Source organism: Ulvibacterium marinum (assembly GCF_003626755.1).
Lineage (GTDB): Bacteria > Bacteroidota > Bacteroidia > Flavobacteriales > Flavobacteriaceae > Ulvibacterium > Ulvibacterium marinum.
The window spans coordinates 929,649-953,230 of sequence record NZ_RBCJ01000002.1; the positions used below are offsets into that span (position 1 = coordinate 929,649).

General features: G+C 41.1%; 22 protein-coding genes. 17 read left to right on the plus strand and 5 right to left on the minus strand.

Going from position 1 to position 23,582, the window contains the following annotated elements:
- Positions 1–29: 29 nt before the first annotated feature.
- From D7Z94_RS11220 to D7Z94_RS11250, 8 genes are all read left to right on the plus strand, one after another.
- Positions 30–1,076: a glutaminyl-peptide cyclotransferase gene (locus D7Z94_RS11220; protein ID WP_120711637.1), complete on the plus strand. Its 1,047-nt coding sequence runs from the start codon at positions 30–32 to the stop codon at positions 1,074–1,076.
- Complete coding sequence (locus D7Z94_RS11225; RefSeq protein ID WP_120711638.1) at positions 1,073–1,465, plus strand: acyl-CoA thioesterase; 393 nt, start codon at positions 1,073–1,075, stop codon at positions 1,463–1,465. The genes D7Z94_RS11220 and D7Z94_RS11225 overlap by 4 nt, the downstream gene beginning before the upstream one ends.
- A gap of 70 nt (positions 1,466–1,535) precedes the next feature.
- Positions 1,536–3,065, plus strand: a complete 1,530-nt coding sequence (locus tag D7Z94_RS26260) for a choice-of-anchor Q domain-containing protein (protein ID WP_245967182.1) — start codon at positions 1,536–1,538, stop codon at positions 3,063–3,065.
- A 148-nt stretch (positions 3,066–3,213) separates the two neighbouring features.
- A complete protein-coding gene (locus tag D7Z94_RS11235; RefSeq protein WP_120711639.1) occupies positions 3,214–3,945 on the plus strand; it encodes a LytR/AlgR family response regulator transcription factor in 732 nt (243 codons plus the stop codon).
- A 139-nt stretch (positions 3,946–4,084) separates the two neighbouring features.
- Positions 4,085–4,243, plus strand: a complete 159-nt coding sequence (locus D7Z94_RS25645; protein WP_158594624.1) for a hypothetical protein — start codon at positions 4,085–4,087, stop codon at positions 4,241–4,243.
- A gap of 92 nt (positions 4,244–4,335) precedes the next feature.
- A complete protein-coding gene (locus tag D7Z94_RS11240) occupies positions 4,336–6,423 on the plus strand; it encodes a tetratricopeptide repeat-containing sensor histidine kinase (protein WP_120711640.1) in 2,088 nt (695 codons plus the stop codon).
- Between the two features lie 5 nt (positions 6,424–6,428).
- A complete protein-coding gene (locus D7Z94_RS11245) occupies positions 6,429–7,097 on the plus strand; it encodes a response regulator (RefSeq protein ID WP_120711641.1) in 669 nt (222 codons plus the stop codon).
- 243 nt (positions 7,098–7,340) lie between these two features.
- Positions 7,341–7,898, plus strand: coding sequence for a hypothetical protein (locus D7Z94_RS11250; protein WP_147415876.1), 558 nt, complete (start codon positions 7,341–7,343; stop codon positions 7,896–7,898).
- Positions 7,899–7,907: 9 nt separating this feature from the next.
- Here the strand turns inward: D7Z94_RS11250 and glyA are convergent, their stop codons facing one another.
- Positions 7,908–9,185, minus strand: a complete 1,278-nt coding sequence (glyA, locus tag D7Z94_RS11255) for a serine hydroxymethyltransferase (protein ID WP_120711643.1) — start codon at positions 9,183–9,185, stop codon at positions 7,908–7,910.
- A gap of 111 nt (positions 9,186–9,296) precedes the next feature.
- Here glyA and fahA point away from each other — a divergent pair, with 111 nt between their 5' ends.
- The gene (fahA, locus tag D7Z94_RS11260; protein ID WP_120711644.1) at positions 9,297–10,586 is read left to right on the plus strand and encodes a fumarylacetoacetase; all 1,290 of its coding nucleotides are present in this window, start codon (positions 9,297–9,299) and stop codon (positions 10,584–10,586) included.
- Between the two features lie 118 nt (positions 10,587–10,704).
- Positions 10,705–11,892 carry a hypothetical protein gene (locus D7Z94_RS11265; protein ID WP_120711645.1) on the plus strand — a complete coding sequence of 396 codons (1,188 nt, stop codon included), beginning with the start codon at positions 10,705–10,707 and terminating at the stop codon, positions 11,890–11,892.
- Positions 11,893–11,924: 32 nt separating this feature from the next.
- On the opposite strand, the gene ytxJ is transcribed toward D7Z94_RS11265, so the two are convergent.
- Positions 11,925–12,320: a bacillithiol system redox-active protein YtxJ gene (gene ytxJ / locus D7Z94_RS11270; protein WP_120711646.1), complete on the minus strand. Its 396-nt coding sequence runs from the start codon at positions 12,318–12,320 to the stop codon at positions 11,925–11,927.
- 169 nt (positions 12,321–12,489) lie between these two features.
- On the opposite strand from ytxJ, the gene clpB reads away from it, so the two are divergent.
- Together clpB and D7Z94_RS11280 are read left to right on the plus strand one after the other, a co-directional pair.
- A complete protein-coding gene (clpB, locus tag D7Z94_RS11275) occupies positions 12,490–15,090 on the plus strand; it encodes an ATP-dependent chaperone ClpB (protein ID WP_120711647.1) in 2,601 nt (866 codons plus the stop codon).
- 118 nt (positions 15,091–15,208) lie between these two features.
- Positions 15,209–15,805, plus strand: a complete 597-nt coding sequence (locus D7Z94_RS11280) for a TetR/AcrR family transcriptional regulator (protein ID WP_120711648.1) — start codon at positions 15,209–15,211, stop codon at positions 15,803–15,805.
- Between the two features lie 15 nt (positions 15,806–15,820).
- On the opposite strand, the gene D7Z94_RS11285 is transcribed toward D7Z94_RS11280, so the two are convergent.
- Positions 15,821–17,533: a PorP/SprF family type IX secretion system membrane protein gene (locus tag D7Z94_RS11285; RefSeq protein WP_120711649.1), complete on the minus strand. Its 1,713-nt coding sequence runs from the start codon at positions 17,531–17,533 to the stop codon at positions 15,821–15,823.
- A gap of 203 nt (positions 17,534–17,736) precedes the next feature.
- On the opposite strand from D7Z94_RS11285, the gene D7Z94_RS11290 reads away from it, so the two are divergent.
- Positions 17,737–18,285 carry a SixA phosphatase family protein gene (locus D7Z94_RS11290; protein WP_120711650.1) on the plus strand — a complete coding sequence of 183 codons (549 nt, stop codon included), beginning with the start codon at positions 17,737–17,739 and terminating at the stop codon, positions 18,283–18,285.
- On the opposite strand, the gene D7Z94_RS11295 is transcribed toward D7Z94_RS11290, so the two are convergent.
- A complete protein-coding gene (locus D7Z94_RS11295; protein ID WP_120711651.1) occupies positions 18,257–19,009 on the minus strand; it encodes a DUF6503 family protein in 753 nt (250 codons plus the stop codon). The two genes, D7Z94_RS11290 and D7Z94_RS11295, sit on opposite strands and share 29 nt — an antisense overlap.
- Before the next feature lie 116 nt (positions 19,010–19,125).
- Here D7Z94_RS11295 and smpB point away from each other — a divergent pair, with 116 nt between their 5' ends.
- Positions 19,126–19,587 carry an SsrA-binding protein SmpB gene (gene smpB, locus D7Z94_RS11300; protein WP_120711652.1) on the plus strand — a complete coding sequence of 154 codons (462 nt, stop codon included), beginning with the start codon at positions 19,126–19,128 and terminating at the stop codon, positions 19,585–19,587.
- 2 nt (positions 19,588–19,589) lie between these two features.
- Here smpB and D7Z94_RS11305 read toward each other — a convergent pair whose 3' ends face one another.
- Entirely contained in the window at positions 19,590–20,231 is a 642-nt protein-coding gene (locus tag D7Z94_RS11305; RefSeq protein ID WP_120712033.1) for a protein-L-isoaspartate(D-aspartate) O-methyltransferase, read from the minus strand.
- 163 nt (positions 20,232–20,394) lie between these two features.
- Here D7Z94_RS11305 and D7Z94_RS11310 point away from each other — a divergent pair, with 163 nt between their 5' ends.
- The 3 genes from D7Z94_RS11310 (at position 20,395) to D7Z94_RS11320 (ending at position 23,559) form a co-directional block, all read left to right on the plus strand.
- Positions 20,395–21,354, plus strand: coding sequence for a Gfo/Idh/MocA family oxidoreductase (locus D7Z94_RS11310; protein WP_120711653.1), 960 nt, complete (start codon positions 20,395–20,397; stop codon positions 21,352–21,354).
- A gap of 74 nt (positions 21,355–21,428) precedes the next feature.
- A complete protein-coding gene (locus D7Z94_RS11315) occupies positions 21,429–22,316 on the plus strand; it encodes a 3-hydroxyacyl-CoA dehydrogenase family protein (protein ID WP_120712034.1) in 888 nt (295 codons plus the stop codon).
- A gap of 7 nt (positions 22,317–22,323) precedes the next feature.
- Positions 22,324–23,559, plus strand: a complete 1,236-nt coding sequence (locus D7Z94_RS11320) for a DUF1015 domain-containing protein (protein ID WP_120711654.1) — start codon at positions 22,324–22,326, stop codon at positions 23,557–23,559.
- Positions 23,560–23,582 lie beyond the last annotated feature (23 nt).

Genomic DNA, 23,582 nt, shown 5'->3' on the forward strand with positions numbered 1-23,582 from the left:
CCAAACTGAAATACAAGAAACATAACAGAATGAATATTCTCAAGTTTATAACAATTAATAGTTTTTGGCTGCTTTTCCTTGCCTGTGGAAGTGGCAACACCAAGCCTTCATCATTATTCGCCATTGAATTGGAGGGAAACAAAAACAAGTTCAAAAAAAATGAAACGATAACGGTAGGCCTAAAGAACAAAAAGGAAAAAACAATCCATAAAGTCACCTACTCCGTAGATGGGAAGGAAATGCCGATATCGGACAATGCCATCACCTTGGATATTCCCACTCTGGGCAATAAGTTGCTAAAGGCAACTGTAGACTATGACGAAAGTTCCGTAGAAATTACCAAAAAGATAAAAGTGCTGGCTTCCAAGGCTCCTGAAATTTACACCTATGACATTATAAACGAATATCCCCATGATATCAATGCCTATACGCAAGGTTTGGAATTCCATAACGATACACTCTATGAGAGTACCGGCCAACCGGGAACATCCTGGCTACGAAAGCTGGATTTTGAAACGGGGGAAATCCTACATCAAATAGATTTGGATGACACCTATTTTGGAGAAGGTATCACCATTTTAAACGGTAAGATCTATCAACTTACCTGGCGGGGTAGAATAGGCTTTGTCTATGACCTAAAGAGCCTAAAAAAGTTGGATAATTTTCAATACGGCAAAAGTAAGGAAGGCTGGGGGCTAACAAATGACGGTGAAAAAATATTCAAGAGCGATGGAACGGAAAAAATCTGGTTTCTAGATCCAGAAACCCTTACCGAAATCGGTAACATAGAAACGGTAACCGATAAATCAATCTTTAACATGGCCAACGAACTGGAATATGTTGATGGCAAGATTTACGCCAACGTATATCAAAAGGAGAGCATGATGATCATCGATGCCAGCAGCGGTGCCATTGAAGGCGTGGTCAATTTTGGTGGATTAAAGAAAAAGGTTACCCAGCATGAGAAGTTAAATGTGCTCAATGGGGTTGCCTATCATCCAAAAAGAAAAACTTTCTTTGTGACCGGGAAAAATTGGGATAAACTTTTTGAAGTCCAAATTGTAAAAAAACAATGAGGGCTTTTGAGAAAACCATTACCGTGGTTCCAGAAGATTTGGACGACCTGAACCATGTAAACAATGTACGCTTTGTCCAATGGATACAGGATGTTTCAAAGGAACATTGGCAAAAGGTAGCGACTCCGGTAATGCAAAAAGACGTGGTTTGGGTGGTTATGAATCATAATATTACCTACAAGAATGCGGCCAAATTGGACGATGTTGTTAGAATACGGACCCATATTGCCCAAAGCAGGGGCGCCACTTCGGTCCGAGCGGTTGAAATGTATAATGATAAAACAAATCAGCTTTTGCTCCGTTCAATTACCGAGTGGTGTTTATTGAATGGCATTACGCTTAGACCCATGCGAATATCCCAAGACATCATTCAACTATTTTCTGAATAAAGGAATATTCTTTTTATCTGTCTTTTCCACAATTGGATGGAAAACACAGAAATTGGAAACAAACCAAAGGATGCGTCCATACTTATACGTTATATCGCTACTCTGTGCTGTTGTTCTCTGGACTTCCTGTAGAAAGGATTTTGAATATGCCCCAAGTGCAGGAAACCTGGAATTTTCAAGGGATACTGTTTATTTGGATACCATTTTTTCAAATATCGGTAGCAGCACCTATTCCTTAAAGGTATATAACCCCACAAGGGATGATGTTTTGATTCCCTCGATCCGATTAGATCAAGGGCAGGAAAGCGGGTACCGTTTAAACGTGGACGGTATGGCCGGTAAAGAATTTAGGGATGTTTCCCTACTTGCTCAGGATAGTCTCTTCATCTTTATCGAAACCACATTGGATATTGCCAATACCAATGAAACCGCCTTTCTATATACGGACGCCATTTTATTTGATTCGGGAAGCTTTTTACAGGAGGTACAATTGGTCACTTTAGTGAAGGATGCCGTTTTTTTGTATCCTAATACCCTAACGGATGGTACCACGGAAACCATAACAGTAGGGCTTGATGGTGACGGAAGGGAGATAAGGGTCGAAGGTTTTTATCTTTCGGATAGTCAGCTCAACTTTACCAATGAGAAGCCTTACGTCGTTTATGGGTATGCCGCTGTTCCTCCGGACAAACAGCTAAGCATGGACCCGGGTACCCGTGCCCATTTTCATAAGGATTCGGGAATTTTTGTAACCGAGGGCGCTTCCATTCAAATCAACGGCGCACTAAGTACGGACCCCCTGTTGCTGGAAAACGAAGTTGTTTTTGAAGGGGACCGTTTGGAGCCTGAATTTTCAGATATCCCGGGGCAATGGGGCACTATTTGGATAAGTCCCGGAAGCGCCAACAATACTATTGAGTATTTAACCATCAAAAATGCCACCGTAGGGTTGTTGGTAGAAGGCAATAGAGAATTACAGTCCCCTACCCTTACCTTGAACAACTCGCAGATACATAATAGCTCTAGTGTTAATCTTTGGGCAAGGCATGCATCTATAGTATCCGAAAACTCAGTGTTGGGTACTGCGGGTAATACATCCCTCTATTGCAATGTTGGAGGTGACTATACTTTTACCCATGCCACCATTGCCAATTACTGGACCCAGGGGTTTAGGCAAGGGACCGCCCTACAGATCGACAATTTTTCACAATCAACATCGGAAGACCTCATCAATGCATCTTTTGTAAACTGTATTATCGATGGCAATATGGCTTTGGAGCTCTCACTGAACAGCAATGGTTCTAACGAATTCAATTATTCCTTTATCAATTGCCTATTAAAGTTCAGGGACAATAACGAAGACTTTTCCCAAAACCCATTATACGATTTTGGGAATACGGATATTTATGACCAAATACTCCTAAATCAGGAAGTTGATTTTATAAATACCAGTGACAATAATTTCAATATCGGACAATCATCCGCCGCTATAGATAATGCAAATTTTGAGGCCGCCCAAGCCGTTCCATTTGATATAAAGGGCATTAATCGCGCCACTGCCCCGGATATCGGTGCCTATGAAAACATTACTCCTGAATAATTTGTAGGGGCTCTCCGTCAAATGAAGGTCTTTTCTTTCAAAAAACTCATTTTCAGCGAATTATACACAAAAACCTCATTTTTTATAAGGTTTTTCTACGGTCGATTATGAACAACTATCACTAATTTGCATTAAATTATCTTGGCCCGTGGAGTATACCTATGCCATAATCGATTCTGATGCTACTTCCAATTTGCAGCTACAGCATTATTTGGACGAGTACGGTGATTTTAGCTGCACCGCTATGGCCAGAAATGACGATGAAGGGTTAAATGCCATCTTAAAATTCTCTCCGGATGTCGTTTTCATCAATCTCAATGAGAAGGCGCGTTCTTTCTTTAGAATGATTATGGAGTTGCATCAATATGTAGAGCAGATTCCTTTGCTTATCGGGATATCCAAGACTACGGATTACGCCTACGAGGCCATTAAGAACAGTTTTTTTGATTACTGGCTTCTGCCTTATAACGAGTTTGACATCCGTAAATCGCTGCTCCGGCTTAAAAAACGGATGCCGAAAGAGGCCGAGCCCCAGACCATTTGCCTAAAATCCTATTCCGATTTCCAATACCTAAATACGGATGATATCCTATACCTACAGGCCGACAACAACGCCACCGAGTTCATTATGAAGGATGGTTCGGTCACCAGTGCATTTAAGACCCTTAAAACCTTTGAAAACCAGTTGCCAAGGAATTTTGTTCGTATTCACCAAAGCTATATTGTAAACACCAATTACATCTCGCGTATCAATTATGGCAAGTCCATTTGTGCGCTTCGATCCGGGCAACAACAACTCCCTTTTTCCAAGTCTTACAAACAGAACATAGACGGCTTAAAAAAGCTGCTTTCAAAAAACACCATTTCTGCCCTGAATTAAAAAAATCCTCGCAGATTTCGGTCAAATACTTTCAAAACCCTGCTGTTCACTATCATTTAACGTTTCATCAGCTTCTTGCCTACTCACTTTATTAGTTTAGCAACATAATAATTATTTATAACCATTTAAAACTAAGAAGATGAAAAAGGCAGCAAGTATTTTAGCGATTGTGCTAATGGGAATGGGAATGGTTTCCTGTGAAAATGATAATGCGATGGAAGAGACACAGGCATTATACGAGACTTTGGAAGAAGATGCAACGGATGGAAACAGTACAAAAAGTGATCCACGGAATTAAATTGTTGTATTTATAAGAATTCGTGCCTCAAATGGAAACATTTGGGGCTTTTTTTTTACCTTGTATAGAGTAGGTTAAAGTGCCGCCAGATTATGATGTATAAGTATGTTTTAATATTAGGTTCGGTTTTCTTTATTTCCTTTACCAATCCACGGGATACTACTCCTGAGAAAAATTCGGCAGGTTCATCGACACAGGATAGCGTCCTTTTCTGGATACAGGGAGGACGAAACCCTACGAATTCCCAAGAAAAACGAGTGGACTTCCTTAGAAAAGCCCTTATCGCGGCTGAGGCCAATTCCAATGATTCCCTAAAGACCAAATACTTTTCACAACTTTCTTTGGCCTATCAACAATTACCAGATTCCCTGTTGTTTCGGAAAACCAATAGAAAAACATTGCTATTGGCTCGGGAAACCCAGGATTCCGTGGTCCAGGCCGAGGCAAACTGGGATTTGGCCATATTTTACAGAAGTATTGCCATTCCGGACAGTGCTTATTACCATTATGGGGAGGCTCTTAAATTATATGGTGCACTTAAAAATGATTTTAACACCGCCCGAATGTTGTACAACATGGCCGTGGTACAAGCCGATGTAAAGGACTATACGGGTAGTGAAATTACGACGATACGGGCCATAGAACTGCTAAAACCCTTGGATAAGTATCAACAGCTCTATAACTGTTACAATAATTTAGGAGTAATAACAAAAGAACTTCAAGAGTATGAAAGGGCAATTAGTTATTTTGACATGGCTTTGGATTACCTCTCAAAGCTCGATGAGGAAAACACATTGAATTACGAAATACTAAACAATATTGGGACGGTATATCAAGAACAAGGATTCCATAAAAAGGCCATCCCATATTTTCGGCAGGTCTTGGCTGCTGACAACCTCCATGAAAAGGATTCCCAGCTTTTTGCAAAGGCCATTAACAATCTGGCCTATAGCAAATTTAAAGCTGAAGATTACACAAATATACCTGGACTGTTCATTGAGGCGATAGAGATACAGGACAGCATTCGAGATATCGTTGGCATTTCAAGAAGTTATTACAGTCTAGCCGAATATTATTTGTCCCAAGGTGATACTGCCCAAGCCATGGGTCAGGCCCAAAAAGCCAAAACCTACGCGGAGCAGGGCAGTAACAACAAACGCTTGTTACAGACCCTACAGCTTATGGCTCGTTTGGAGCCGCAAAATGCCCTAGAACATACCCAGCGCTATATGGTCCTGAACGATAGCCTAATGCAAGAAGAACGTAAGGCCCGTAATAAATTTGCCCGTATCCGTTTTGAAACGGATGAGTTTATCGCGGAAAACGAAATTTTAACCCGTGAAAAACAACTCTGGGCAGGGATAGCTGTTGGGCTTCTTCTTTTGGGATTGGCCATTTATATTATTGTGGACCAACGCACAAAGAACCAAAAGTTGCGGTTTCAGCAGCAACAGCAGGCCAGCAACCAGGAGATATTCAATTTGATGCTTGCACAAAAGCAGAAAGTGGAGGAAGGCAAAAAAATAGAGCAAAAACGTATCTCAGAAGAATTGCATGACGGTGTCCTCGGTAAAATGCTCGGTGCACGCATGTTGCTTACCGGTCTTAATAAAAAAGCAGATGAGGCAGCCATAGCCCAAAGGGCCAGGGCCATCTCGGCCTTACAGGAAGTAGAAGGGGAAGTCCGATCAATTTCGCATGAATTAAGCCACGCTGCTTATCAAAAAATCCATAACTTTATACATTCCATTGAAGATTTGTTAAAATCTTTACAGGAAAACACCACCATAGCACATAGTTTTAGCTATGATGATACAATTGATTGGGACGGGCTAACGGGAGACATTAAGATAAATCTGTACCGTATGATTCAGGAAACACTCCAAAACAGTGTAAAGCATGCCCAATGTAAAAATGTATCCGTGGATTTTGCAAAGGAAGAAAATGACTTGTTGATTACCATTGCCGATGATGGTAGAGGTTTTAGTACCAAAAGAGGTAAAAAAGGCATCGGAATGCGTAACATAGCATCGCGTATGGCAAAATTGGGAGGATCCTGGGATGTTACAAGTACCCAGGGAAAAGGAACCACAGTATTGTTCAGGATTCCTATTAAAAAGCCTACCACCCCTGAATCGAACAATGGGCAACTGGAACTTGAAAAAGTAAAAACAGCATAGCTATCATGAAGTATGTTCGCATTTTGGCAATAGACGATCACGAGATGACACCCCTGGGTTATAAATACGTACTGGAAGACAAGGACTTGGGTGGTTTTCAAGTAAAAATGGATGTAGCTTCCAACTATGAGATGGGAGAGGAAAGCATTCGGTCCTCCGCCAGAGGGCTCAAATACGATATCATTTTATTGGATATTCGGTTGTTTCCCACCGAGTCCCATGAACCAAGGAGTGGGGAAGATCTGGGCATTTTGGCCCGTGAACTGGTCCCAGAGACCAAAATCGTGTTCATGTCCTCTTTTAGTGACAACTATAGAATCAATAGTATATTCGCCTCGGTCAATCCCGATGGGTACATGGTAAAATCGGAAATCGATGAAAAATCCTTGATTGCCATGGTACAAACGGTAGTCACAAACCCGCCTTATTATTCTGCCGGTGCGTTGTCCGCCATCCGAAGAAAAATGGCCAACGATGTTGTTTTGGACGAGCAGGATAAAAAAATACTCTATTACCTTTCCATAGGAACCCGCACCAAGGATATTGGTGAATTGATTTCAGCGGCCAATACTACGGTGGAATCCAGAAAGCGTCAGCTAAAGACCTTATTTGGCGTTGAAAATGGCAACGATTTGTCCTTAGTAGAGGAGGCAAAGAAAAGAGGTTTTTTATAAACCAAAAGATTCTTTAGATTATTTATTTTTTCAAGGTGTTGATTTTCAGTACCTTAATCAATTATTCTTTATTTTCTACGAAAACCTCTTTTTTTATAAGGTTTTTTTGTGGTCATAACCAATGGGTAAAAAGTAACTTTGATTGTATAAGCTTATTTTTTCCGATTGCATATGCCCTTCTATCTGGATAACTTCAAGGATAACCCTCATTTTAAATTCAATAAGGATTATAAAATTCGGGGGGTGGAATCATTTAAAAATGATTTGGAAAGACACTTTTTTGCAAAAGCAGGAGTATGTAACTATACTTCCGACAAAAACGAATCCTTACTGGCTATTGAATTGAACTGTAACCTGGCCTTGGTAGAACTTTTGTTTTATTTTAACCGGGGGGATTGGGGAAAGGACGGATTCCTTAGGACTCATTTGCAGGATTTGGTCAAAAATAATGGTGTGACGGTTGACATTGATGAACTTTCCATTCACCTAAAAGACACCTCAATTGTCATCAACAGGATTTACGATCAAAGTATAGCCCAACAATTTGAAAATGTCCTTACCGAGATAGCGCATCACTATGTGCATTTTACCAAGGGACTGTCCGAGGTACCTTATGAAATATTTGTTCCGGTCTTTGAAGAAACCAATACTTCGTTTCTGAATATGGCACATGGAAATAATACCAAGAACGATTATTTCAAATATTGGGGGGCGTACTACCTGTCCCAGAACGACCCTTCCATCTATGATCTGGATAGTTTGTCTTTGATTTCGGGAGACTTATATATGCTTAATCACTAAAAAGGATTTTTAGGAGGCATTGAACAGTGCTCTTCCTTGCATCAGCGCATGCACTTTTTCCTTTACTTTTTCTATTTTTTTCTCGTCTTCAGGGCTTGAAATAACCTCATCTATAAGATCTACAATAGTCGCCATATCACTTTCCTTTAGGCCTCTAGTAGTGATTGCCGCTGTACCAAAGCGTATTCCAGAGGTCACGAAAGGAGACTTGTCATCAAAAGGCACCATGTTCTTATTTGCAGTGATATCGGCCTGTACCAAAACTTTTTCTGCTTCTTTGCCGGTAATATTTTTATTGCGTAAATCAATGAGCATCATATGGTTGTCCGTTCCACCCGAAATAATATGATAGTCCTTGGCTACAAAAGCCTCCGCCATGGCAGCTGCATTTTTTTTGACTTGGAGCATATACTGCAAAAATGAATCGGATAGTGCTTCCCCAAAAGCAATAGCTTTCGCTGCTATGATATGCTCCAAAGGGCCTCCTTGATTTCCGGGAAATACTGCTAAATCCAAAAGGCCAGACATTTTCCTAAGATTTCCATTTTTTAATCGGATTCTAAAGGGGTTTTCAAAATCATGGCCCATAAGAATCAATCCACCTCTAGGTCCACGCAACGTTTTATGTGTGGTGGTGGTAACAATGTGGCAATGCGGAATGGGATCGTTCAAAATACCTTTGGCAATCAATCCCGCCGGATGCGCTATATCTGCCAATAAAAGGGCGTTTACACTATCCGCTATTTCCCTAAATCGCTTAAAATCCATATCCCTGGAATAAGCGGATGCCCCGGCAATGATCATCTTAGGTTTTTCTCGATCGGCTATTTCCTGTATTTGATCATAGTCCAATCTTCCGGTTTCTTTATCAACCCCATAAAACACAGGATTGTACAAACGACCCGAAAAATTCACCGGAGATCCATGGGTAAGATGTCCTCCATGTGAGAGATCAAAGCCTAATATGGTATCACCCGGTTTCAAGCAGGCATGATATACCGCAGCATTTGCCTGTGATCCGGAGTGTGGCTGAACATTGGCATATACCGCTCCAAAAAGTTCCTTGGCCCTTTCAATGGCCAATTGTTCAATTTGATCAACCACTTCGCAACCGCCGTAATAGCGTTTCCCGGGATATCCCTCGGCATACTTATTGGTCAATACGGATCCGGCCGCCTCCATGACCTGGGGGCTTGTAAAATTTTCCGAAGCGATTAGCTCAATCCCATTGAGTTGGCGTTCCTTTTCGGCTTGAATCAGCTTAAAAACCTGATCATCTCGTTGCATAGTAACCTCGTTTGTTAAATGAGGCGTAAAAATACAAATTGCCCCTTGTTCAAGTGCATAAAATAATATATTTGATACAAAATTTATTAAACGTGAATTAACAATTGAACTATGCCTGCTAAAACCAATGACCCCAACAAAAAGACCTGGCTTACCGTATCCGAGAACTCGGATTTCCCCATACAGAATATTCCTTTTGGTGTTTTTTTGACCAGGGACGATATTATTACCATAGGCACACGTATTGGAGATTATGCCATTGACCTTGGGGCCTTGCATCAGTTGGGGTATTTTGAAGGCATTCCATTAACTGATGATATTTTTTTGCAGGACACTCTCAATGATTTTATCTCTGACGGAAAAAAGACCTGGCGATCGGTGCGCAATCGTATCGGTGAAATCTTCGATATAAGGAATGATATCTTGCAAAATAACGAAGATCATAAAAAAGCAGTCCTTTTTTCCATGGAGGAAGTAGAGATGAAATTGCCTGTTCAGATCGGTGATTATACAGATTTCTACTCCAGCAAGGAACATGCCACCAATGTGGGGAGTATGTTCCGAGATCCGGAAAATGCGTTGCTGCCCAATTGGTTACACCTTCCCGTGGCCTATCACGGGAGAAGTTCTACTATTGTACCCAGCGGAACACCGGTGCGAAGACCCTTGGGACAGACCTATCCGAAGGGAGCAAATACTCCCCTTTTTGGCCCCTCAAAGTTGGTTGACTTTGAACTGGAAATGGCTTTTATTACCACGGATGCGAATGCATTGGGGGAACCTATTCCGCTAGAAGAAGCAGAAGATTACATATTTGGTTTGGTTTTATTCAACGATTGGAGTGCCCGGGACATTCAAAAATGGGAATATGTGCCATTGGGCCCATTCTTGGCCAAGAATTTTGCATCGACCATATCGCCATGGATCGTTACCTTGGATGCCTTGGAACCCTTTAGGGTACAAAGTCCAAAACAAGATCCAGAACCCCTGCCCTATCTGAGACAGTACGGCGAACATAGTTTTGATATTACCTTGGAGGTGGATCTTACCCCTAACAATGGAATACCCACTACGGTGACGCGATCTAACTTTAAGCATATGTATTGGACTATGGCACAACAGATGGCCCACCACACCATAAATGGTTGTAAGGTAAACAGTGGTGACATGATGGGTAGCGGTACGATCTCCGGACCTAGCCCGGATTCCTATGGATCCCTATTGGAATTGAGTTGGCAAGGAACAAAACCCGTTAAATTAAAGGATGGTTCCGAAAGAAAGTTCATTGAGGACAATGACACGGTTACGCTACGTGGTTATTGTCAAAAAGAAGGTATCAGAATCGGTTTTGGGGAAGCTTCTACCCAATTACTGCCCGCTTTAGAATACAAAAGGAAATGAAAGTATGATGAATAGGCTTTTGAACGGATCTATACGATAGTTCATCGTTTTACGTTAAAACTAAAAGCCGTTTTGGCACGGCTGTTGGACTTAACAAGAAAACGATAAAAACAAAGCCATGAAAAAATCCATACTATATTCTGCGATTTTGGTTCTATTCGTAGCCTGTGGTGGTGTTAAGAAGACACAAAAAGCTATCAATTCCGGCAACTACTACAACGCGATAAACAATTCTATCCAAAATTTGTCTCAGAACAAGACTAGGAAGAGCCATCAGCCCTATGTTATATTATTGGAAGAGGCCTTTCAAAAAAACACGGAGCGCGAATTGGAACATATCAACTTTCTAAAGAAAGAGGGTAATCCTGCAAATTATGAGGCCATTTATAAGGGATACAACAGGTTAAAGGACATCCAACAACGCATAAGACCTTTATTGCCTTTGGTAATCCTTGAAGAGAACAGGCAAGCCCAATTTTCCTTCGAAAACTATGATGATAAAATTATAGCAGCAAAAGAACAGTTATCGGACTATCTATATCACAATGCAACTACCCTCTTGTCCAATGCCACTCAAAAACAGGATTACCGAAATGCCTATGAGGATTTTAGCTATTTATCAGAAATAAATCCTGGATACAGAGACCATAAAGAGAAGATGGAAGAGGCCTATTCCAAAGGGCTAGACTATGTGAAAGTAGATATGGTAAACCATACCGATCAGATAATTCCGGCCAAATTAGAAGAAGAGCTACTCAACTTCAACACGTATGGCTTAAATAATCAATGGACAGAATACCACACCAATCATTTGCCACAAATACAATATGATTATATAATGGATGTGGCCTTACGGGAAATTAATATATCCCCCGAGCAGGTAAGCGAAAAACAGATTATCAAAGAAAAACAGATCAAGGATGGCCATGAATATGCGCTGGACCGAAATGGGAATGTGGTAAAGGATAGCTTGGGAAACAAAATAAAAATCGATAAATTCCGGACGGTACGCTGCAGTTTTTATCAATTTACGCAATTCAAGACCGCCCAGGTAGTCGGTATGGTAAGTTTTACGAATCTACATACCAAACAACAGGTGAATTCCTATCCCCTATCCAGTGAATTTGTATTTGAGCATGTTTACGCCAATTACGACGGAGACCGGAGAGCCTTGGAAAATGACCTGGTCGCATTACTTGATTTGGCAGCGGTGCCCTTTCCCACCAACGAACAAATGGTATACGATGCCGGCGAGGATTTAAAATCAAGACTAAAATTCATACTGACACAACAACGCTTCAATTAACAAAAAAGCCCGGCCATAGTGCCGGGCTTTTTTTATACAAATTTTTCCAAGTCCAATTCGTTAATGGCCCCATGGGAATCATGTGCCACGGTTATTCCATTTCGTATGACCAAAATTTGAGGTGATTGGTGCAACACCTGAAACCTATAACCTACCTCATCGGACACTTGCCGATACGCATGCAAATCGAGAAAGTAGAAATCCATTTGATGTTTCAAAGCATTCAAATTCCTCCCGAACATATTCAGTACCATTCGACTTATACCACATGTAGTTGAATGCTTAAAGATTACTTGGGCCTTTGTATGTGATTTTTCCTCTATTTCGTTCAATTGATCCAAAGAGGTAAGGGGAATCCACGGGATTGGGTCTTCCGTACCCTTTGTTTCCTTTTCCCCACTCCCAAATAAGTCCTTGAAAAATCCCATTCTAATGTGCTGTTTTTAAGAATTCGTTTGTTCCGGCAAAGCATAACGTCTGCCGAAATGTCTTGTGTTTATTGGTTTTTACCGTCATTTTGTCCGGCATAGACCATTGGTAAGGTTATTGACCTAAGGTTACCAAAAATAGGCATTAACTATAAAAATAGTACGCTATATGAACTTTAATAATTTCACTATAAAATCACAGGAAGCTCTTCAGCAGGCCCAACAATTGGCTCAGGCCAAGGGCCATCAACAAATAGAGAACGAACATATTTTCAAGGCTATTTCAGAAGTTGAAGAAAATGTATTGCCATTCATCTTGAAGAAACTGAATGTTAACGTTTCAATGCTAAATCAAATTCTTGACAAAGAATTGGAAAGCTTTCCGAAGGTATCCGGAGGTGATATCATGCTTTCCCGTGAGGCCGGAAAAACGGTAAACGAAGCAAGTATTATTGCGAAAAAAATGGAAGATGAATTTGTTTCGTTAGAGCATATGTTGTTGGCTATTTTTAAATCCAAAAGTAAAATTTCCCAAATCCTCAAAGATCAAGGGGTATCCGAAAAAGATTTGAAATCCGCCATAGAAGAACTTCGGAAAGGTGGGAAAGTCACCTCACAAAGTGCAGAGGACACTTATAATTCCCTGGACAAGTATGCCAGAAATCTTAACCAACTTGCGGACAACGGAAAACTAGACCCCGTAATTGGCAGAGATGAGGAAATTAGACGTATTCTACAGATTTTATCACGAAGAACAAAGAACAATCCTATGTTGGTGGGAGAACCTGGTACGGGTAAAACAGCCATAGCGGAAGGTCTTGCACACCGGATTATACAAGGCGATGTCCCCGAAAACTTGAAGGATAAGGTAATTTACTCCTTGGATATGGGTGCATTGATAGCGGGTGCCAAATACAAAGGTGAATTTGAGGAGCGCCTTAAATCCGTAATTAAGGAAGTGACCGCATCAGATGGTAATATCGTACTTTTTATTGATGAAATCCATACCCTTGTTGGTGCAGGTGGTGGACAAGGTGCCATGGATGCTGCCAATATCCTAAAACCAGCTTTGGCCAGAGGAGAACTAAGGGCCATTGGCGCCACAACCTTAGACGAGTATCAAAAATATTTTGAAAAGGACAAAGCCTTGGAACGAAGGTTCCAAAAGGTAATGGTATACGAACCAGATACGGAAAGTGCCATTTCCATTCTTCGCGGCATCAAGGAAAAATATGAAGCACACCACAAGGTACGCATCAAGGACGAAGCCGTTATTGCCGCAGTGGAACTTTCACAACGGTACATCACCAATCGGTTTTTGCCGGACAAGGCCATTGATTTAATAGACGAATCTGCCTCTAAACTCCGGATGGAAATTAATTCCAAGCCCGAAGAATTAGACGTGTTGGATCGAAAAATAATGCAACTGGAAATTGAGATAGAAGCTATAAAGCGGGAAAATGACAAGGCGAAATTAAAATCGTTAAATAGTGATCTGGCCAATCTGAAAGAGGACCGCAATGAAATCTTTGCCCAGTGGGAAAGTGAAAAAAGTGTAGTGGACAATATTCAGAAGACTAAAAAGGATATCGAGGATTATAAACTTGAGGCGGAGCGTGCAGAACGCAACGGCGACTACGGCAAAGTGGCGGAATTACGTTATGGAAAGATAAAGGAAGCTCAGGAAAGATTGGAAAAACTTCAAAACGAGCTGCAGGAGCAACAGCAATCGGATACCCTTATCAAAGAGGAGGTCACTCAAGAAGATATCGCCGAAGTTGTCGCCAAATGGACCGGGATTCCAGTAACCAAAATGCTCCAGAGCGAACGAGAGAAATTGTTGAAGTTGGAAAAAGTTCTTCACAAACGTGTGGTGGGACAAGAAGAGGCCATACAGGCCGTGTCCGATGCCATCCGTAGAAGTAGGGCCGGATTACAAGATGCCAAAAGACCCATAGGTTCGTTCCTGTTCTTGGGTACAACAGGGGTAGGAAAAACCGAGTTGGCCAAAACCTTGGCCGATTATCTGTTTGACGACGAGAACGCCATGACCCGAATTGATATGAGCGAATACCAGGAAAGGCATTCGGTAAGTCGATTGGTAGGTGCGCCTCCGGGCTATGTAGGCTACGATGAAGGAGGACAGTTGACAGAGGCTGTACGGCGCAGACCCTATTCGGTAATATTACTTGACGAAATAGAGAAAGCACATCCGGATACCTTTAACATATTACTACAGGTCCTTGATGAAGGAAGATTAACGGATAACAAAGGTCGTGTTGCAGATTTCAAAAACACGATCATCATCATGACCAGTAATATGGGAAGTCATATCATTCAGGAAAAGTTTGAGGACAATCCGGACATCTATAGTGCTACAGAAGCGGCCCGGGTGGAGGTTCTTGGACTGCTGCGTAAGACCATCCGTCCGGAATTTTTGAACCGTATAGATGATATCATCATGTTCACCCCACTGAACATGGAAAACATTGTTGAAATCGTAAGGCTTCAATTGAACTATTTAAAAAAGATGATTGCCAAGCAGCATATCACAATTGATGCCACGGACGAGGCCATTACCTATCTGGCCCAAAAGGGATACGACCCACAATATGGGGCAAGACCCATAAAGAGGATTATCCAGAAAGAAGTACTCAACAATCTGTCAAAGGAATTGTTAAGTGGGAAAATAAAGGCGGATAGCGTTGTTCTCATTGATTCATTTGACGATTCACTCGTTTTTAGAAACCAGGATCAGTTGGTAGAATAAAGTTTTATCCGTTAAAAAAGGGGCGGTTTCCGTGGTTCTTTGGAAACCGCCCCCTTTTTTATCAACATATATACCATACAGTATGTAGTTTTTTTATATTCGTATAAAATTGATTGCCATGACCACCAAAGCCGAAAGAACCACTGCCTACATCATAGAGACCGTTGCACCTATCTTTAACAAATTGGGCTATATAGGTACGAGCATGAGCGATCTTACCGAAGCTACAGGTCTCACAAAAGGAGCGCTCTATGGGAATTTTGAAAACAAGGAGGCACTGGCTTTGGCCGCTTTTGAATATAATCGTGGTAAATTACTTTCATCCGTGGAGCAGTATCTAAACATTGAAGGTACATCATTGGAAAAGATTTTCAACCTTCTAAAATTCTATAGGAATTATGATGTATATACTATGGATATGGGAGGGTGCCCGATTCTGAATGTTGGTGTGGATGCGCAGCATAACAATACCTTGTTGGCTGCTGCAGCAAAAGAAACCATAAAAGAAATTGAAGGAAAAATTGCTTTGGTCCTTGAAAATGGAATCAATGGAAATCAGTTGAATCTTCCAGTGACCCCGCTACAGTTCGCCAAACAATTATTTACGATGTTGCAAGGTGCCATTGCCATGTCCACCATAACCAATGACCGGAAATACCTGGTAAATACAGTAGCTTACCTGGAAGTTCTCATACAAAGGGAAATCAAAAAATAATTCCCTACTTCTACTTTAATTGCCCACTACCCTAAAAATCCAGGTTTTATCAAGATATTTCCCATTGAAATTACTGTCCCGGGCGTTTCGGGCCTCATTCATTGTATTATAACGTTCCAAATACACGTAGTTATAGTTGTTCTTGGCCCTAACAAATGATTTTGGAGCAAGACCTTGGTTTTGCAGATCCTTCATAAAAGCATCGTAGTACTTTTTGGTTCCAAATACGTTGGTAATAAGATAATAGCCGGGTTCCAAGTCCCCTTCAGCCTTGACTTCCTCATATTTTTCTCCGGCTTTTGGCTTATCCTGCTCTTCTTGTTGGGCCACCTGATCTTGTTCAATTTGTTTTTGGGCAGCTTCGGCTTCAGCAATTTTTATACTTTCCAAGGAATCCTTTTTCTTTTGCTGCCGAAGTTTTTGAGCCGCTGCCAATGCCTCTGCACGTCTAACGTCGTTTATTGAATCTAGTTTTCGTTGCTGCTCATCCTTTGCTTTGGCCAGGTCTTCTTCCTTCTTGGCTTGTTCAATAGCAGCTTTGTTACGTTCTTCTTCAAGTCTTGCCGCCTCCGCCAAGGCTTCTCTCTCCCCTTTAGCCGTAGCTATGGAATCGCGTCGTTTTTGTTTGGCCAATGCTTTTTCTTGTGCCGCCAGTTCTCTTGCTTCCTTCTTGGCCTGTTTTTGTTGGGCCCTTTCAGCGGCTTCCTCCTCTTCGGCAATTGCCTCTGCTTTCTCTATCTCCTCCTTGGTTTCTTCTTCGGTAATCAATTCTTCTTGCTTCGGTTCTTCTTCCTCCTCCAAGACACGTATTTTACGACGCTCCTCAGGCTTTCCAATGAAATAGGAGGCCACAATCTCAAAAGAAGGGTCTTCGGAACTAATGGCCGAGTTTGTTCCGAATTCCACCAAGGCCCCCACGGAAAATCTTTTGAAAAAAGTGCCTCCCCCGCCAAGGGAAATACCGTAAAAATTGTTGTACCCTATTTGCGCCCAATAGGTGGTCTTGCTAAGAAGTACATTAAGACCCACTTGGTTGTCAAGTTCAGGTATAGTACGTAAATACAACAACGGTCTAAGAAAAGCCGTAGGATCCCTACTAACACCTATGGGTATGTCATAAGAAACCATCCCCATATAAATCTTATCGGCTGGAACCGTATTTCTACCCTTGTCCGTGAAGTTATAATCAAAAAGATTTTCCGATGCCAGGCCAAAAGAAAAATTTTCGACCGACAACCGGACTCCCGGGGCCAATTGCAAGATAAAATCCGTCGAGGGTTGTAGTATAGGTATAGGGATATTCGGATCTATCTGAAACCGATCATCCGCCAGCTCTTGCTGAAACCCAAAAAGGTTAAACCCAAAACCAAGGCGTATAAGGGAATTCAACTTTATCTCCTGGGCGTAATTTAGAATTCCCCCGGTATTAAAAAAAATACCGGTATTATGCTGAAAAAATGCAACACTTGCTGCTGAGGATTCATTAATCTTTCGGGTATAATTCAAAAACAAGGTGGTAGGGTCGGCATCTATACTTTGCCATTGCCAACGTGTCCATAAAGAAACAGACTGGGGATTATTGCGGTCCAGAGAAAAGGCCGGATTAAAAAAACTGGAATTATACTCGGTTAAATTATGTTGCCTAAAATCCACGGGAAGAGAAACCTCCTGTGACCGGGCGAAAAAAAAGGTGGCGACAATAAGAAAAGGGGTACCAAATTTAACCATACGCAAAAAAACAAAAAACTAGCTGGTTTACATACTATTTAGCGGTAATTTTAGTTACAGTAAAAAGAAAATTCCCCACAAGGGGAAAACTCAATGTTTTTATCCAAAGGCGAAAATGGTAAAACTAGCAGGTGGCAACACGGACAAAATGAGGGTGTTATTTGCTGTTCTGGGGCAATCAAAATAAATAATCAAGCCAATTGATGAAATCGATAAAATTAGTATTAGCATTAGTTGTACTCTTCCTTTTTCAAGCTTGCAATGAAGATAAAAAACCGGAGGAGTCCTATTCGGATGGCGTATCTACTTTTTACTTTATCCGCCACGCGGAAAAGGATCGTTCAAATCCTGACAATGTAGATCCCGAGCTCAATCAAAAGGGGCTGGGGCGTGCTATGCATTGGGCGGAAATATTTGACGATGTACCTTTGGATGCCATTTACACTACGGATTACGAAAGAGCAACGATGACGGCCGCGCCAACATCTGTAAAGCAGGATATCTTAGTGCAATATTATGTTCCCGAAGAAATTGATATTGAGCAATTTAAGATGGACAACCTCAATAAAAAGGTTTTGGTCGTCGGGCACAGCAATACCACCCCACAATTTGTTAACCTAATGATAGGGGAAGATAAATATGGGCTTATGGACGATTACGATAACGGCAGTTTGTATATCGTACAAATGGTTAACGGTACGGTAACGGACATGCGATTACAATTTAATTGTAATTGCCCGGAAGGACGGTAATATTCTTCAATTCTATTTCTGACAGCAACTCCAATTGACCGGCCATAAATAGGCTATCCATTTTTTGAACCGCAATCGTCTGGTCAATAGGTTTGTAATTTTTGTAATCAACAAAACGTATTCCATTTACATAGCGCTCGTTATAGGCTTGCCTAAAACGCTTACCGCCTCCATCAACATGAAACTCGTAAGCAATATAATCAGGTTTTAGGGTGGTTACATCAAACCAGTACACGTAGATATCATCATAATCATCACCCCCGTCCTCTTTATCAAAAGTTACCTGTATCTCGTGATAATCCTTCCCTTTAATTCTTGATCTGCCTAAATATTTCTTATTTACTGCGGGATCATTAAGTCCATATGGCAAATAGGCAAAGTAATGTACGGAATTAACGGAATTGCCATACTTGTTTGCCATGGAATCCGGCAGATGCACCAAACTGTCGTTGACGAAACGTTGAAGTCCATTATGTTGTTTAACATCCAAAACTGTATTGGAGTCTATTTGGGAAATGCGTTTTAAAATTTTCCTGCCAGCCTTGCGTTCCATCACATACGATCTTCCTCTAAAGTCAAAGGAAAAGGTGTTTTTTTGGTATCCCTCACCCCCACTTATCTTAATGCTCTCATTTATAATGTCCTGGGCCGAAAGTTCCGTTTTGGCCTTTTGGCCACAGGCCAAGATTATACTAATACAAAATAAAACGATTGCCTTGTTCATACGATGACATTGTGCTATTATGGTACGCAAAAGTGCATTAATCTTACAAAATATCCGTGGTATATACTTTTTTAATGAATTGTTGTACGGATTATTGTTCCTATTTTTGTCGTCCCATGCAACAGAACATCAATATAAAAAATAAAAGAGCACGTTTTGAATACGAATTTTTGGATACCTATGTTGCTGGAATTGTGCTCTCAGGCACTGAGATAAAGTCCATTCGACAAAGTAAGGCTTCCATTTCCGAAAGCTTTTGTGAATTTAATGACCGGGGCGAACTCTTCGTAATCAATATGCAAATTGATGAATACTCGCATGCATCGCATTTTAATCATCGCCCAAAAGCGGAAAGAAAGCTTCTACTGAATAAGCGTGAACTCAAAAAATTGGAAAAGGAAGTAAAAACCTCCGGACTGACCATAATTCCCTTAAAACTTTTTCTAAATAATCGGGGGCTTGCCAAATTACAAATTGCCCTGGCCAAGGGTAAAAAGCTTTATGACAAGCGGGAAACCATTAAGGACAGGGATAACAAACGGGACCTTGACCGGATAAAAAAGAGTTTTAATCGTTGAACTTAATTTTTATCTTCCAATAAAGGAACAAACCGAAAAGAGCCATATTCCTTTTTTTCAAATTCCTTTTCGGATTTTCTTTGGTATACCGTCATAATCTGTTCATCGATTCCTACGGGTATAACCAATCTACCCCCAATCTTTAATTGGGACATGAGTGCCTTGGGAACTTCCGGAGCACCTGCTGTTACAATAATACCATCAAATGGAGCCTCTTCCGAAAGGCCTTTGTACCCATCACCAAAAATGAACTTCTTAGGGCGGTATCCCATTTTTTTGAAGAAAATATTGGTCTTTTTAAAAAGTGTCAATTGGCGTTCTATGGTAAAGACCTTTGTCTTAAGGTAGATGAGAATGGCGGTTTGGTATCCGCTCCCTGTGCCTATCTCCAAAATTTTTTGATTCGGTCTTATGTTCAACAATTCAGTCTGAAATGCGACGGTATAAGGCTGTGAAATGGTTTGTTCGGCCGCAATGGGAAAAGCCTTATCCTGATAGGCGTGCCCTTCAAAACTGCTATCCATAAATAAATGTCTGGGTATCGTACGGACGGCATCCAACACTTTTTGGTCTTTGATGCCCTTAGCGATTAATATATTCGCCAGTTGGTTGCGCATTCCCCGATGCTTTAAGGTATCCTTCAATGGTTTGGTTTTATACGACGAAGTTAGAACGGAAAATATCAAAATACAAGTTCCAAATTCCAATTCTCTTTCGAAACAAAAAATTCCAATATGGAACTACAAACAACATTCAACAAACCTTTAAACTCACAAACTATCCTTACTTTTGAAAAAATTAAAACGTATGCTCAAAGTCGGTGTTTTGGGAGCAGGACATTTAGGAAAAATACACCTGCGGTTACTTAATGAATCCTCGAAATATGAATTGATCGGTTTTTATGATCCAGATGCCATAAATGGGGAAAAAGTGGCCACGGAATTTGGTTATTCCTATTTCGAAAACATGAACTCTCTCATAGATGCCGTAGACGTTGTGGACATTGTTACCCCCACCCTTTCCCATTATGATTGTGCCAAAAAGGCAATGGAAAAGGGCAGGCATGTGTTTATTGAAAAACCGATTACCAACACCTTAAAGGAGGCCCAAGAACTGATAGCTCTGGAGGAAGAGTTCAATATAAAGGGACAGGTAGGACATGTAGAGCGTTTTAATCCGGCCTTCTCAGCAGTTAAGGATAAAATAAAGAATCCTATGTTCATTGAAACGCACCGGCTGGCCGAATTTAACCCTAGGGGTACGGACGTGCCTGTGGTGCTTGATTTAATGATACACGATATCGATGCCATTCTTAGTGTGGTGGACTCAAAAGTAAAACAGATAAATGCCAGCGGCGTATCGGTCATAAGTCACTCGCCGGATATTGCCAATGCGCGTATTGAGTTTGAAAATGGGTGTGTAGCCAACCTAACGGCTAGTAGGATTTCTTTGAAAAACATGAGGAAATCACGGTTTTTCCAAAGGGATGCCTACATTTCGGTTGACTTTCTGGAAAAAAAGGTCGAGGTCGTTAAGATGAAGGACGCACCCGAAAGCCCCGGACAATTTGATATGATTTTACAAAATGCCGAAGGAGAAAAAAAACAAATCTATTTTGAAAACCCTGAAATTCAGGTGAACAATGCCATTTTGGACGAGTTGGAAACCTTTGCAGAAGCCATAAATAAGGATACCGTTCCGGTAGTCACTTTGAAGCAGGGTACCCATGCGTTACAAGTAGCACTACAAGTAATCGAGTGCTTCTAGAAATACCTAAGGGGCAGAAGTAAAAAATCGAGGGCGACGGGAATAGAAGAAATCTTTAAATGTTTAACAACATTATGAGTAAGATAGCAGTCATAGGTTCTGGAACCATGGGAAATGGAATCGCCCATGTATTTGCCCAAAATGGAAGTAAGGTGAATCTAGTGGATATTTCCAGTGATGCCCTAAAGAAAGGGCTTGCTACCATCTCCAAAAACTTGGACCGCATGGTTGCCAAGGAAAAAATTGATGCGGAAACAAAAAGGGCCACCTTAGACAACATCAGTACCCACACTTCCCTTACCGATGGAATACAAGGTATTGACGTTGTAATCGAAGCCGCTACCGAGAACTTGGAAGTTAAGCTCGATATTTTTAGGAATCTTGATGAAAACTGCGGTCCAAATACGATTTTGGCAACCAATACATCCTCAATATCCATTACCCAAATCGCCGCAGTGACCGGTAGACCGGATAAGGTGATTGGGATGCACTTTATGAACCCTGTACCCATTATGCCCTTGATAGAAATAATCCGAGGATATAGTACTTCGGATGCAACTACGGATAGCATTATGAAACTTTCGGAAAAGTTGGGAAAAACACCCGTCGAGGTAAACGACTATCCGGGGTTTGTCGCCAACCGCATCCTAATGCCGATGATCAATGAGGCCATAGAGACCTTATTTAATGGAGTGGCCGGGGTAAGGGAAATCGATACGGTTATGAAGTTGGGAATGGCACACCCTATGGGTCCTTTGGAGCTTGCCGATTTCATCGGATTGGATGTTTGCCTGTCTATTCTCAACGTAATGTACGATGGTTTTAAAAATCCAAAATATGCGCCTTCTCCCCTATTGATAAACATGGTCACTGCAGGAAAATTGGGTGTAAAATCCGGAGAAGGGTTCTATTCTTATTCAGAATCACGAAAAGCGGAAAAAGTTTCTTCCCAATTCAAATGAATTTCAAATGGCAATAGTAAAACCCTTTAAGGCCATCCGCCCTGCCAAGGATAAGGTTCCTTTTGTGGCCTCTCGTTCATATCAGGAATATTCAAAAAAAGAGCTTGAAGCCGTATTGAGTTTTAATCCGTTTTCATTTTTGCATATTATCAATCCTGGATACAAGTTTGATAAAAGAGTTTCCGGGCCCAAGCGTTTCAAATTGGTTTACAATAGATATTTGGAATTCTTGGAAGACAACATCTTTTTAAAGGACGCTCAGGATAGTTTTTATTTGTACGAAGTCAAAAAGGACAATTTCCAATGTTGCGGACTCTTCTGCGCTACTAGTGTTGAAGATTACCAAAACAATATCATAAAAAAGCACGAGGATACCATCCGTCCACGGGAAGAATTATTCGCCCACTATTTGGAAACGGTGAAATTCAACGCAGAACCCGTTTTGATGACCTATAAGGATGATAAAACTATTTCGGGAATCATAGAAAGTGAAAGGCAGACCGATCCAGAATATCACTTCACCACTACGGATAAAGTTACCCATAAGTTGTGGATCATGTCAGAAAAGGAAATAGTGAATCAACTGGAAACCGCATTCACCAAATTAAAGGCCTTGTACATTGCCGATGGACATCATAGAAGTGCCTCATCAAATCTTTTGGCGGAAATATGCAAAAAAAACAATCCGGACCATACAGGAAGGGAGCCGTATAACCGTTTTATGAGTTACCTTATTCCTGAATCTGAAATTAAAATCTATGAATTCAATCGTATGGTCAAAGATTTGAACGGGTTGACCAAAAAGGAATTTCTCATACGGCTGGATGGTTCCTTTAGAATCGAAAACAAAGGAAACACCTTATACAAGCCTACAAAAAAGCATCATTTTAGCATGTATTTGGACGGGGAGTTTTATTCCCTCTATTTGCGAAAAAAGGTATATCGTTTTACCGATGCCCTTAGCAAATTGGATACCCAAATTCTTTTCAAAACTGTTTTGGGGCCTATTTTGAACATACAGGATCTACGCAATGATAAGCGTATCCAATATGGCTATGGAAAACATAATATTATCCATATGAAGGATGAAGTGGACCAAGGTAATTTTGCCGTAGGTTTTAGTCTCGTCCCTATTACCATGGACCAAATCAAGGCCATTGCCAATGCGGGATTGACCATGCCTCCCAAAAGCACCTATATAGAGCCAAAACTTAGAAGCGGGCTCACCATTTATGAATTATAACTAAAAATCCTTAATCCTTCGAT